This window comes from Parvibaculum sp. (genome assembly GCF_046297875.1).
GTDB lineage: Bacteria > Pseudomonadota > Alphaproteobacteria > Parvibaculales > Parvibaculaceae > Parvibaculum.
Window position 1 is genome coordinate 97,213 of sequence record NZ_JBKBHD010000001.1, and the last position, 12,570, is coordinate 109,782.

Genomic DNA, 12,570 nt, shown 5'->3' on the forward strand with positions numbered 1-12,570 from the left:
AACTGCATCATGCCGCTCTGGATCGCGCTCACCGTCGCGGCCGCCTTTTTGCAGAATTTGCGCTCCGCGCTGCAGAAGCGGCTAACGGGGGACATGTCGGCGACGGGCGCCACCTATGTGCGCTTTCTCTATGGCGTGCCAGTCGCCGCGCTCTACTTTGCCATCGTGATGGGGGTGACGGGCGCGGGCATGCCGCAGGCGCATGGCACGTTTTTCCTATATGCGGTGGCGGGCGGGCTCGCGCAGATCTGGGGCACGGTTCTGCTGGTCGCGCTTTTTGCCTATCGCAATTTCGCCGTCGGCACGACCTACTCGAAAACCGAGACGATCCAGACCGCGCTGTTCGGCATCATCGTGCTGGGCGATCATCTTAGCCTCGGCGCCTTTCTTGCCATTCTCATCAGCCTCGCAGGCGTGATTGCCATTTCGATGGCGCAATCGCGGCTGACGCTCGGCGCCTTCTGGCGCTCACTTGGCGACAAGCCGACGCTGATGGGCATTGGCTCCGGCGCCTGCTATGGCATTGCCGCCGTCTGCTACCGTGCGGCCTCGCTCTCGCTCGATCACCCGGATTTCCTTGTTTCGGCGGGCTATACGCTTGTGGCCGTGCTCACGATCCAGACGGCGGTGATGACCTCATGGCTCTCCATGCGCCATCGCACGGAGCTGCGTATGGCGCTTCGCACATGGCGCGTGAGTGCGCTTGTCGGCCTTGCGGGCGCGCTCGCCTCGATCGGCTGGTTCACCGCCATGACGATCCAGAACGCGGCCTATGTGCGCGCGCTCGGGCAGATCGAACTTGTCTTCGCCTTCATCTCCTCGCGCTTCATGTTTCGCGAAAAGACGAGCGCGCTCGAGCTTGCGGGCATCGTGCTCGTCGTGGGCGGCATTGTGATGCTTGTTATCTGGCGGTAGCCCCGCTTCCCCGGGGCGCGGCGGAATGCCGGCCCCGGGGGCTGGCGGATCGTGGAATAACGGGCTGCCGCGGCGTGGGGGGGCAAGGGGTCGCCGGCAACTCTTCCGCGTCCGCCGCGCGGACATGCTCGGGTGGCATGCCGGCGGAGAGGGTGCCTTGCGTCAGACCGAGAGCGAAGCGTCGTCGCCACGCCTGGGGGCACTGAACACGCGGCAATCTTCAGTCTGGAACAACTGTCGGAATTTGCCCGGACAGGGTCTGGGGGCATTGGCACCGGACAACTCCCGATGCAATGACAGTAGATCAGCCGGACCCGCGATCAAAGAAGATTCATCCGTGGACGCATGATTCTACCATCGCATCCGAAACGATGTATCAGCGCGGCACAAGTGCTCAATAATTGGGCAGCAAAACCGCCTCACTTAATGAGGGACATCACCGGCGACGGTTGTACGATGCATCACACGCAGATGACCGTCATAACCGCCATCGGCAAAATGGAGAGTGCACCTGTTGTCCCACATGGTCAGCATGTTCTCGCGCCATTTGTGGCGATAGACGAACTGGTCCTGCGTCATATGCGTGTAAAGAAAGCCAAGAATGGCAGCGGATTCCGCATGAGTCATTCCTTCAATGCCAACCGTATAGACGGGGCTCACGAAGAGCGCCTTGCGGCCTGTGACGGGATGCGTACGGACAAGCGGATGCGGCCAGGTTTTCTCCGCATCCTTACTGACAAGAATCTTCATAGTGCGCTTTTCTGTTTCCTGCGCGAAGACGCCGTTCGGTCCATAGGGCAATGCGGCTGAATGCACGGCGGTTAGCCCGGAGAGCACCTTCTTCATTTCATCCGAGAGCGCGTCGTAAGCTCGGGTGCAATCCGCATAGAGCGTATCGCCGCCAACGGGCGGTATGACTTTCGAGTGGAGCAGCGTCGCGGCAGGAGGCTCCTCCTGAAAGCTCCAGTCCGAATGCCAGCCCGCGCCGAAATTGCGCGCCTTCTCGTCCGGCTCGCGGCGCAGTTCCAGAATATGCGGATGGTCTTCCATCGGTGCGATGAAGGGATCGTGGCCGAAGGGACCGATCTGCAGCGTGAAGGCTTCGAGCTGATCGTGTGTGAGCGGCTGACCGGGAAACCAGATAACCGCATGGCGCGCCCAGGCCTGCTTCACCTCCGCCAGCGTTTCCGGCGGCAGCGGCTTTGAAATATCGAGGCCGGTGATCTCTGCACCAAACCCGCTTTCATTCGGCCGTACATGGATCGGCGTGGCCTGCGCCCTTGCCTGCGACATGGGTCTCACTCCCCTTATTGCTTTTCCCTGGGGAGAGAGTGCCATATCACCGCCTCGGGCAGAACCCCGCTTACTGGAGCGGGCCGCCGGCAATCGTGATGCGGTGCATCAAACGCTTTTCTCCGTGATAATCGTTCACGGCGAAATGCCAGGTCGCGCGGTTATCCCAGAAGGCGACCGAGCCCGGCTTCCATTCGAAGCGGCAGGTGAATTCGGGCCGCACCGCATGGGTATAGAGATAGTCGAGCAGCGGCTTGCTTTCGAAGGCGGTCCAGCCTTCGAAATGCGTGGTGAAGGCGGGGTTCACATAGAGCGCCTTCCGGCCGCTCAGCGGATGCGTGATGACAACGGGATGCACCGCCTCGCCGACCAGGTTTTCGCCCTTGAAGCCTGCCGCCTGATCCGACGACTTGTAGGCGCCGGCAGCGCCGAAGACATGCGCGTTGGAGTGCACCGCGCGCAGGCCTTCGAGCGTCTTCTTCAGGCCCGGCGACAGCGCCTCATATGCCTTGTACATATCGGCGAACATCGTATCGCCACCGGCATCGGGAAGCTCGCGCGCAACGAGTATCGAGCCCATCGCCGGTTCCTGATCGTAGGAATGATCGGTGTGCCAGCCGCCGCCGACATTGACGAACTGGTTCTTCTCCTTGCGCACTTCGGCGATCTCGGGATGGCCGCCATTCGCGGGGAAGAACTTGTTGATGTCAATTTCGCCCCAGCGCCGCGCGAATGCGATGTGTTCTTCCGGCGTCAGCTTCTGGTCACGGAAGAAGATCACGCCATAGTCGCGATAGGCGGCGCGGATCGCCTCCATGCCGCTGTTCGTGGGGTCGGCCAGGTTCACGCCCAGCACTTCGGCGCCGCAGCCCGGCGTCACCTTCCTGATGATCACGGTTTCGAGACCCATGATTTTCCTCCCGGCGGGTTTTCCTGCCCTTGAGGATAAGAGGCCCGGAGGACTAGATTGTTACTTGCGTAACATTTTAGGAAAATTCATGCCGCCGAAACCGCTCCATGACCGCCTTGCCGAAACGCTTGCCCGTAATGGCTGGTTTGCGAAGCGCCCTTCCGCACTCAAGGTCCGGCTGATCGCGCTGGCGCAGGTCTCGACCGCCGAAGCCGGGCACTGGCTCTATGACACGGGCGACGAGGCGGAAGGGCTCTACGGCGTGCTCTCCGGCTCCGTCACCAGTCATGTCGTGCTCGACAACGGCGATAGCGTGCCGATCAGCATCTCGGGACCGGGCTCGATTTTCGGCTATGCGGCGCAGGTGCTGGGTGGGCGGCGTGTGACGACGGTGATCGCGCGCGAACGCTCCGAGATCATCTTCGTACCGCAACATGCGATTTCCGCGATTGTGCAGGAGATGCCCTCGCTCTGGCTCCACTTCGCGGAGCTTGCGACGGAGCAGCTTGTCTGGGCAGTGCGCGGCTACGCGGAACTGGTCCGCCTTTCCCCACGCGCGCGGATCGCAAGCCGTCTGCACGGCTACACCTTTCCCTGGGGCGGCGGCGGTGCGGCCACCGTCCCCATCCGGCAAGAGGAGCTTGCCGAACTGATGGGTATGTCGCGCAAGACGGTCAATCTCGTGCTGCGGGACTTCGAGAAGCAGAAGCTCATCGAAAGAGGCTATCGCAGTATCAGGGTTCTCGATCCGGCGGGGCTCCACCGGATCGCGATGGAAGCCGGGCAATGAAAAACCCGCGCCGTTTCCAGCGCGGGCTTCGCAACTTGCCTTGCCGTCAGGCTTATTCGGCGGCCTGCGCCACCGAAAGGCCCGCCATGCGGTTGAGGCGCGTCTTGATGATGGCTTCGGCTTCCGAAACCATCCGCGTGACGAGTTCCTGGCACGAGGGAATGTCGTGGATCAAGCCCTGCACCATGCCGGCCGACCAGATGCCGTGATCGGGGTCGCCCGCTTCATAGACGACGCGCCCACGCGCGCCGGAGACGAGATGTGCGATGTCCTCGATTTTCGCGCCGCCCTTCTTCTCGATGGCGACGACTTCCTGGCTCACCGCGTTCTTTGCCACGCGCGCCGTGTTGTGCAGCGTGCGGAAGATGAGGTCGGTCGAACGTTCGTCGTTGGCGACGATCTGTTCCTTGACCTTCTGGTGGATGGCGCTTTCCTTGGTGCACATGAAGCGCGTGCCCATGTTGACGCCTTCCGCGCCGAGCGCGAGGGCTGCAACGAGGCCGCGCGCATCGCCGAAGCCGCCGGATGCGATCATCGGGATCTTCACCTTGTCGGCCGCGGCCGGAATGAGGATCAGACCCGGAATGTCGTCCTCGCCCGGATGGCCCGCGCATTCAAAGCCGTCGATCGAGATCGCATCGACGCCCATGCGCTCCGCAGAGAGCGCGTGACGGACGGCGGTGCACTTGTGGATGACCTTGATGCCGTGCTTCTTGAAGTCATCGACATGTTCCTGCGGCTTGTAGCCCGCGGTTTCGACGATCTTCACGCCCGACTCGATGATCGCCTGACGATATTCGGCATAGGGCGGGGGCTTCAGCGCCGGCAGGATGGTGAGGTTCACGCCGAAGGGCTTGTCGGTGAGGCCCTTGCACTTCTCGATCTCCTTGCGGAGGTCGTCCGGCGTCGGCTGCGTCAGCGCCGTGATGAAGCCGAGCGCACCGGCATTGGACACGGCCGCGACGAGTTCCGCCCGGCCGACCCATTGCATGCCGCCCTGCACGATGGGGTGTTCGACCCCGAACAGTTCGGTGAATCTGGTTTTGATCACTTTTTCTCTCCCTCGCCGGAGGCCACCCTTCTTGTGGCTTGAGCCTCTCGTGAATATCTGGATGAGGCAGTTTTAGCAGAAGGTTTCGGCGCTTTGCACGAAGGGAATGGCGCGGCCGCGTGCGAAAAATACATTGCCGCAGCGTTCTCCTTGGCTTCCCAAACGCTTGAAACGGCGGGAAAACCGGCGCAGTCTCCCCTCCCAAGATCAAACATGTGAATGTTCAGCCATGAACAACGATTCCAACTGGGACGCGTACCGCATCTTCCTCGCCGTGGTCGACACGCAGAGCCTTTCCGGCGCGGGCCGCAGGCTCAAGCTCAGCCATGCGACTGTCGGCCGCCATATTGCCACACTCGAGAAGCGACTGGGCGCCAAGCTCTTCGTGCGCGAGCCGACCGGCTATGCGCTGACAGGCGCGGGCGAGCGCCTGCGCGCGGAAGTCGAGCCCATGTCGCTTGCCGCCGAGCGCGCGCTGCATGCCGCCCTCAGCGCCGATGGCGAGGCGCAGGGCCTCGTCCGCGTCGCCATTCCGCACAGCCTCGCGGCTTACTGGTTCATGCCCTGTCTCGGCGAATTCGAAGAACGCCATCCCGGAATCGAAATCGAGATCGTCAACGAGGTGACGCAGGTTTCGGTGAAGCGGCGCGACGCCGACATCGTGATCCGCCCCTATGGGCCGGGCCGCGAGAATGTCGTCGGGCGCAAGATCGGCCGCATCGGCGTCGGCTTCTATGCCTCGCATTCCTATGCTGATGCACATGGTCTCCCGTCAAAGCGCGAAGAGTGGAAAGACCATCGCATCATCGGCTTTGGCGGCCGCGCGGCGGAGGTCGAACTGGCGGACTGGCTTGCCCATGTGACGCAGGGCGCGCGCGTGGCGCTGCGCTGCTTCTCCGACGCCGATCTCGTACAGGCGGTGCGCGCAGGCGTCGGTATTTCCACCCTTGTCTGCATCGTCGCCGAGGCCTATCCCGATCTCGTCCGCATCGCGCCGCAGAAGCTCGCCAATGGCACGGAGATGTGGCTCCTTGCCCATCCTGACCTCCGCGACACGGCGCCTGTCCGCGCGGTTATCGATTTTCTCGGCGAAAAGGCCAAGGCCGACCGTGACAGGCTAGCGGGACGCAGCGTCACCACCTGATCGCTTTCAAACAGTGTTATGTTCAGGCTTGAACATTCCCGCGGGGGCGCATGCGGGCCATTATCCTCTGCAACAGCAGGAGGAATTCGCAAATGGCCCTACCCGACATTCTGAAGAACCGGCTCGAGCTGCCGGTGATCGGCTCGCCGCTCTTCATCGTTTCCGGCCCCGAACTCGTCATCGCCCAGTGCAAGGCCGGCATCGTCGGCTCCTTCCCTGCGCTCAATGCGCGGCCCGCGCATGTGCTTGAGGAATGGATCAGGCGGATCAAGGGCGAGCTTGGCGAATATCAGGCGAAGCACCCGGAAAAGAAGGTCGCGCCCTTCGCCGTCAACCAGATCTGCCACGCCTCGAACGACCGCCTGTCGCATGACATCGATGTCTGCACGAAGCTCGAAGTGCCGATCATCATCACCTCGCTCCGCCCGCCGGCCGAAGTCGTCGACAATGCGCACTCCTATGGCGGCAAGGTGTTCCACGACGTCATCAATGTGAAGCACGCGAAGAAGGCGGCGGAACAGGGCGTTGACGGTCTCATTCTCGTCTGCGCCGGTGCGGGCGGTCATGCCGGCACGCTCTCGCCCTTCGCGCTGGTGCGCGAGGTGAAGCAGTGGTTCAACGGCACGGTGATCCTGTCGGGCGCCATGTCCGACGGCTGGAGCATTGCAGGCGCGCTCGCCATGGGCGCCGATCTCGCCTATCTCGGCACGCGCTTCGTCGCGACGGCGGAGGCAAATGCCGAGCAGGGCTACAAGCAGAACCTGATCGATCATGCCGCCGACGATATCGTCTACACCAATCTCTTCACCGGCGTTCACGGCAACTATCTCGCGCCGTCGATCGCGGCGGCGGGGCTCGACCCGAACAACCTGCCGGAAGCCGACAAGTCGAAGATGAATTTCGGCTCGGGCGGCAACATGAAGCAGAAGGCCTGGAAGGATATCTGGGGTTCGGGCCAGGGCATCGGCCAGATCAAGGACGCGCCGCCCGTCGCCGAACTCGTCGAGCGGATGAAGCGCGAATATGTGCAGGCCTGCCGCGAATTCGCGGAACGCATGCCGCCGGAAGCCTTGAGCGCCGCCAAGGCCGCGGCAGAATAAGCGCCGTTACATCGAGACAAAATGAAAGCGGCGGGATCACTCCCGCCGTTTTTTATGCTCTTGCCATGCCGCCTCGCCTCGATGTGAATAGGCGCATGACAGACACGCCACATATTTCGGGCCTTCGCATTTCGCGAGAAGACATGTCGCTCCTCGTCCGCGGCGCGGCGATCGATGTTGCGCCGCATCGCCATCATGCGTTGCAGATCGCGGTGGGGCTTGCCGGCCCCTTCCGTTTCGAATGCGGCGGGACGGTGGATATGTATGAAGGCGTCATCGTCGCGCCGGGGGCGGAGCATCGGCTCGACAGTCTGGGAGGCGAGGTTGCCGTGCTGCTAGCCGAGCCGGAACTCACCGCCTCGCGCGCGGTGAGCACACGGCTCCTCGGCGGAAAATCCTTGGCGCCTCTGCCCGCGGACGAAGCGGAACGGTTCCGCACCCTTTGCCAGCGGGAAGAACTGCCCTCTCCTGCCGCGGTGCTCGGCCTTCTGGCACCCGGCGCATCCTCGCCCCGCGCGCTCGATCCGCGCATCGCCGCGCTTCAGGAAAAGCTCCGCGCCCTTCCGGAAAAGCGCGCCGCCCTTGGCGAGCTTGCGGCAGAGCTTGGGCTTTCCGAAAGCCGGCTGACGCATCTCTTCAAGCGGGAGACCGGCGTATCCTTCCGCCGCTATCTGCTCTGGCTTCGGCTCAGCGATGCGATGGCGCGGGCGCTGTCGGGCACCTCGCTCACAGAAGCCGCACATACCGCAGGCTTCTCGGACTCGGCCCACCTCAGCCGCACATGCCGGGATATGTTCGGCATCAATCCGCAGGCCGTGGCGCGGCATAGCCGTTTCGTTCAAGCGGGAAACGGGGGCGGCCCCTAAATTTCCATGAAATCCCGGAGGAGCCCTCACATGAATTCGAAACTTCGTGCCGCCTATGACGCCGAAATGAGCATCGCCAGGGCGCTCTATCATGAGCGGGACTATGAGCGATGCTTCGTTCACCTCGAACGCGCCCATATTCTCGGCCAACGCAACTATATCCCGCATGTCGTCAATCACTGGTGGATGCTGAAGGCCGGCTGGCGCAAGAGCGACGTGCGGGAAGTTCTGGGCCAGATCGTCCGTATCATCGGCTCGGCCGGATCGCTTGTCGGCGCCGTGCCCCTTGGCAATACGGGGCGGGCAAATGTCAGCGCCATCAAGCCGATGCCCATACCGGAAGATCTGGCCCGTTATTTCGAGGTCAGATGAGATAGTTCTGTGCCGTCACCTGCAGAAGCTGGATCGCATAGATGGAAAGCGCGGCGAAAGCGGCGAAGGAGAAGAACTGTTCGATACGGTTGCTGCTGGACATGATGTTTTCCTTTCGATGAGGGTTTGTTTCGAGGAGAGCGTTACGCGAGGACAGGGGTTTGCCGGGTGGTTCCATCCGGGAGGCAGTCGAGTCCGGCGAGCGATGCCGTCACCGCGATATCGAGCGGCGTATGGGGCTCGCGGCCCAGAAAATTCGTGAGCTTGGTATTGTCGAGGCAGACGGGTGTCTGCCAGAGGTAGCGCATCTCACGCATCTCCCGGAACGTCTCGACGAAGGGCGAGAGAAGCGTCAGCGCGAGCCAGGGAAGGCGCTTCACCTTGAGATCGGGATTGCGGCTCGCGTAGCGGATCGCATCCGCCATTTCGATGCCCTGTTCGAGCCAGTGGCCGCCGAAATGGAAAACCTCGAAGGGCCTGAACTCATCGCAGCGCATCAGCAGCCGCGCCGCCGTTTCCGCCATGTCGGGCAGATAGGCCCATTGATGGCCAACACGATGGGGGCCGGGATAGCTGATCGAGCGGAGCGTCTTGCCGGGCGTGACGAGCCCTTGCGCGAACCAGTTGTTGCCGGGCCGGGTGCCGCCGAAGAAATCTCCGGCACGAAGAATGAGAACCGGCACGCCTGCACGGGACGCGGCTTCCAGACGCTTCTCCATCTCGACGCGAAGCTTGCCCTTGCGCGTCTTCGGGTTCTGCGGCGCGTCCTCGGCGATCGGCGGAAAGGCATCGGGTCCGAAATTATAGACCGTGCCGGGAAAGAGGATGCGGGCGCCGGTTTCGCGGGCGGCGGCAATCGTGTTGTCGAGCATCGGCACCACGGTTCCGGCCCAGTTGCGATAGCCGGGCGGGTTCACGGCATGGACGATGAGGCTGGCACCTTCCGCCGCCTCGCGGACATCGCCCGCGTTCATCGCATCGCCCTTCACCCAGTCGATATAGCCCATGTCGCCAAGGGCGCGGGCAGCGGCCTTTGGCTTCCTGTGCATGGCCCGGACCTGCCAGCCATGCTGGCGGAGAGCGCGGGCCATTTCGCAGCCGAAGCCGCCCGTAATCCCCAGAATGAGTGCCGTCGACGCCATGTTTCCGTCTCCCGTTCAGCGTTTCGATGAAGGGAGAATGAGGTATTCATATTCGAATATGAATTGCCTAAATTTGACGAACCTTTATACATTTTCGTATGACTGACGTTTCGCCCGGCTGGGAACTCTATCGCTCCTTCCTCGCGGTCGTCCGGGAGGGCAGCCTTTCGGGCGGCGCGCGGCTGCTCGGCCTGACGCAGCCCACAGTCGGCCGCCATATAGATGCGCTTGAGCAATCGCTCGGTACTGCCCTCTTCACCCGCTCGCAGGGCGGCCTCGCGCCGACCGAGCTGGCGCTCGCCCTTGTGCCTCACGCCGAAGCCATGTCGATGGCGGCGGAAGCCTTGCAGCGCGCTGCCTCAGGCGAAGCGGAGGAGGACCGCGGCACGGTGCGCCTCACGGCGAGCGAAATGATCGCAACGGAAGTGCTGCCGCCGATCCTTGCGCGCTTTCACGAGGAGCACCCGCGCATAGCCATTGAGCTTGTGCTTTCGAACCGGACGGACGACCTCATCCGCCGCGATGCCGACATCGCCATCCGCATGATCCGGCCGACGCAATCTTCCCTCGTCGCGAAGAAATGCGGCGTGATCGGGCTTGGCCTTCACGCCCACAAGAACCTGATCCAGCGCCACGGCATGCCGCAAACGATCGAAGACGCCATGAAATGTCCGATCGTCGGCTTCGACCGCGAATCCTCGATCCGGCGCCTGAAAGACCTCGCCGGCTTCCCGCTCTCGCGCGAGATATTCAGCTTCCGCTGCGACAGCGATTTCGGCCAGTTCGCGGCAATCAAGGCGGGCGTCGGCTTCGGCATGTGCCAGTATCCGCTGGCGAAACGGTATCCCGATCTCGTGCCGGTTCTGCCCGGGGCCATCGAGTTCGAGCTCGATGTCTGGATCGCCATGCATGAGGATCTCAAGACCAGCCGCCGGATGCGCCTCATGTTCGACCACCTGGCCGCCGAAATGACCGCCTATGCGCGCGAGGCCGGGCGCCCTTCCGCCTGACATGCCCCTAACAAGCCGGATGCAGCCCCGCGCCTTGCCTGCTATATGAAGCGGCAACCAAGCCTTCCCCTGCGTTACGAGGAACCGCATGTCCCAGGCCGCCGCCAATTCCGCCACCGGAGAAAAGCCGAACCCACCGCTCGCGCCCTTCAACTGGGCCGACCCACTGCTGCTCGACGAACAACTGACGGAAGAAGAGCGGCTGGTGCGCGACAGCACACGCGCCTATTGCGAGGAAAAACTTTTCCCGCGCGTGAAGGACGCGAACCGCAACGAGATCTTCCATCGCGAAATCATGAACGAGATGGGCGCTCAGGGCATGCTCGGGCTGACCCTGCCGGAGAAATATGGTTGCGCCGGTCTTTCCTATGTCAGCTACGGCCTTGCGGCTCGCGAAGTCGAGCGCATCGACAGCGGCTACCGCTCGGCGATGAGCGTCCAATCCTCGCTCGTCATGCACCCGATCTATGCCTATGGCACGGAAGCGCAGCGCGAAAAATATCTGCCGAAGCTCGCGACCGGCGAATGGGTCGGCTGTTTCGGCCTCACCGAACCGGACCACGGCTCCGATCCGGGCTCGATGGTGACGCGGGCAAAATCCGTCGATGGCGGCTATCTGCTCAACGGCGCGAAAATGTGGATCACCAATGCGCCGATTGCCGACCTCGCAGTCGTCTGGGCGAAGACCGAAGACGGCACGATCCGCGGCTTCGTCGTGGAGCGCGGCTTCAAGGGTTTCGAGACGCCGAAGATCGAAGGCAAGTTCTCTCTGCGTGCCTCCATCACCGGCGAAATTTCACTGCAGGATGTTTTCGTGCCGGAAGAAAACCTGCTGCCGAATGTGCGCGGCCTTGCGGGGCCCTTCGGCTGCCTCAACCGCGCGCGCTACGGCATTGCCTGGGGCGCGATGGGCGCCGCCGAATTCTGCTGGCATGCGGCGAGACAATATACGCTCGACCGCAAGCAGTTTGGCCGGCCGCTTGCCGCAAACCAGCTCATTCAGAAGAAGCTCGCCGACATGCAGACGGAAATCACGCTCGGCCTGCAGGGCTGCCTGCAGCTTGGCCGCATGTTCGACGAGGGCAAGGCCGCGCCTGCCGCGATCTCTCTCATGAAGCGCAACAATTGCGGCAAGGCGCTCGACATCGCCCGCATCGCGCGCGACATGCATGGCGGCAATGGCGTTTCCGACGAGTATCACGTCATCCGCCATGTCATGAATCTGGAAGCCGTGAACACCTATGAGGGCACGCATGACGTTCATGCGCTGATCCTCGGCCGCGAGCAGACGGGTATTCAGGCGTTCTTCTGATTGGCGGGCAGCGTCAGCACCGCATACCAGGCATAGCCGCGATAGAGGGGGTGGAACGAAAGTTCCGCCCCAAGCTTTTCGGCGATGGCGCGCAGTACGCGCTCAAGATCGCCGCGCGGGCTGACATGGAATTTTGCGAGCCAGCCGCGCAGCAGCGCGCGGAACCAGCGCGGCAATCGTTCCTGCTGGCCGAAATCGACGATGTGAAGGCTGCCGCCCGGCGCGAGATTGCATATCGACTGTGCAAGCGTCGTCTGCCAGTCGGGGATCATGGAGAGCGTGTAGGAGAGGTAGATGCGCTCGAAGCGGCTGACGCCGAATGTCGCATAGGGGTTGAAGCGCGTCGCATCGCCATAGCCGAGCGTCACCTCAACGCTGGCGCGTTTTGCCGCGCGATGCGCAGTGGCCAGCATCTCGCGCGAAATATCCATGCCGTAGAAGGCAGCCTCCGGGTAACGCCGTGCCGCCAGCACGAGATTGCGGCCAGTGCCGCAACCAACTTCGAGTACGTTCATGTCCGGCGCAGGCTCCAGCCCCTCGATCAGCCGGTCGCGGCCAAGCAGGTAGTAGCGCCGCGTGATGTCGTAGAAGTGGCGCTGGGTGCGGTAGACGCGATCCATCAGCCTTGCATGGCCGTCCTCGCCCTTTTCCACCGCGCTCATCGC

The 12,570-nt window shown here is 62.9% G+C and carries 13 protein-coding genes; 8 read left to right on the forward strand and 5 right to left on the reverse strand.

Features of this window, described 5'->3' with window-relative positions; translation table 11 throughout:
- Window positions 1-9 precede the first annotated feature (9 nt).
- Window positions 10-915: an EamA family transporter gene (locus ACK4FH_RS00535; RefSeq protein ID WP_409810096.1), complete on the forward strand. Its 906-nt coding sequence runs from the start codon at window positions 10-12 to the stop codon at window positions 913-915.
- A 423-nt stretch (window positions 916-1,338) separates the two neighbouring features.
- Here the strand turns inward: ACK4FH_RS00535 and ACK4FH_RS00540 are convergent, their stop codons facing one another.
- A complete protein-coding gene (locus ACK4FH_RS00540; RefSeq protein ID WP_409810099.1) occupies window positions 1,339-2,208 on the reverse strand; it encodes a TauD/TfdA dioxygenase family protein in 870 nt (289 codons plus the stop codon).
- A 70-nt stretch (window positions 2,209-2,278) separates the two neighbouring features.
- Window positions 2,279-3,118 (reverse strand): TauD/TfdA dioxygenase family protein, encoded by an 840-nt coding sequence (locus ACK4FH_RS00545; protein WP_409810102.1) that lies wholly within the window; start codon window positions 3,116-3,118, stop codon window positions 2,279-2,281.
- Window positions 3,119-3,206: 88 nt separating this feature from the next.
- On the opposite strand from ACK4FH_RS00545, the gene ACK4FH_RS00550 reads away from it, so the two are divergent.
- Window positions 3,207-3,908: a Crp/Fnr family transcriptional regulator gene (locus ACK4FH_RS00550; protein WP_409810105.1), complete on the forward strand. Its 702-nt coding sequence runs from the start codon at window positions 3,207-3,209 to the stop codon at window positions 3,906-3,908.
- 52 nt (window positions 3,909-3,960) lie between these two features.
- Here ACK4FH_RS00550 and ACK4FH_RS00555 read toward each other — a convergent pair whose 3' ends face one another.
- Window positions 3,961-4,959, reverse strand: coding sequence for an NAD(P)H-dependent flavin oxidoreductase (locus ACK4FH_RS00555; RefSeq protein ID WP_409810108.1), 999 nt, complete (start codon window positions 4,957-4,959; stop codon window positions 3,961-3,963).
- 229 nt (window positions 4,960-5,188) lie between these two features.
- Here ACK4FH_RS00555 and ACK4FH_RS00560 point away from each other — a divergent pair, with 229 nt between their 5' ends.
- The 4 genes from ACK4FH_RS00560 (at window position 5,189) to ACK4FH_RS00575 (ending at window position 8,441) form a co-directional block, all read left to right on the forward strand.
- Window positions 5,189-6,103, forward strand: coding sequence for a LysR family transcriptional regulator (locus tag ACK4FH_RS00560; protein WP_409810111.1), 915 nt, complete (start codon window positions 5,189-5,191; stop codon window positions 6,101-6,103).
- 92 nt (window positions 6,104-6,195) lie between these two features.
- Window positions 6,196-7,203 (forward strand): NAD(P)H-dependent flavin oxidoreductase, encoded by a 1,008-nt coding sequence (locus tag ACK4FH_RS00565; RefSeq protein WP_409810114.1) that lies wholly within the window; start codon window positions 6,196-6,198, stop codon window positions 7,201-7,203.
- Between the two features lie 95 nt (window positions 7,204-7,298).
- Window positions 7,299-8,069: a helix-turn-helix domain-containing protein gene (locus ACK4FH_RS00570; RefSeq protein WP_409810117.1), complete on the forward strand. Its 771-nt coding sequence runs from the start codon at window positions 7,299-7,301 to the stop codon at window positions 8,067-8,069.
- A 30-nt stretch (window positions 8,070-8,099) separates the two neighbouring features.
- Window positions 8,100-8,441 (forward strand): DUF3703 domain-containing protein, encoded by a 342-nt coding sequence (locus ACK4FH_RS00575; protein ID WP_409810119.1) that lies wholly within the window; start codon window positions 8,100-8,102, stop codon window positions 8,439-8,441.
- Between the two features lie 143 nt (window positions 8,442-8,584).
- Here the strand turns inward: ACK4FH_RS00575 and ACK4FH_RS00580 are convergent, their stop codons facing one another.
- Window positions 8,585-9,583 carry an NAD-dependent epimerase/dehydratase family protein gene (locus tag ACK4FH_RS00580; RefSeq protein WP_409810122.1) on the reverse strand — a complete coding sequence of 333 codons (999 nt, stop codon included), beginning with the start codon at window positions 9,581-9,583 and terminating at the stop codon, window positions 8,585-8,587.
- A gap of 98 nt (window positions 9,584-9,681) precedes the next feature.
- Here ACK4FH_RS00580 and ACK4FH_RS00585 point away from each other — a divergent pair, with 98 nt between their 5' ends.
- Both ACK4FH_RS00585 and ACK4FH_RS00590 read left to right on the forward strand, forming a co-directional pair.
- Window positions 9,682-10,593, forward strand: a complete 912-nt coding sequence (locus tag ACK4FH_RS00585) for a LysR family transcriptional regulator (protein WP_409810125.1) — start codon at window positions 9,682-9,684, stop codon at window positions 10,591-10,593.
- A gap of 88 nt (window positions 10,594-10,681) precedes the next feature.
- Complete coding sequence (locus tag ACK4FH_RS00590) at window positions 10,682-11,905, forward strand: acyl-CoA dehydrogenase (RefSeq protein WP_409810128.1); 1,224 nt, start codon at window positions 10,682-10,684, stop codon at window positions 11,903-11,905.
- Here ACK4FH_RS00590 and ACK4FH_RS00595 read toward each other — a convergent pair.
- Window positions 11,890-12,567 carry a class I SAM-dependent methyltransferase gene (locus ACK4FH_RS00595; protein WP_409810131.1) on the reverse strand — a complete coding sequence of 226 codons (678 nt, stop codon included), beginning with the start codon at window positions 12,565-12,567 and terminating at the stop codon, window positions 11,890-11,892. The two genes, ACK4FH_RS00590 and ACK4FH_RS00595, sit on opposite strands and share 16 nt — an antisense overlap.
- Window positions 12,568-12,570: the final 3 nt, after the last annotated feature.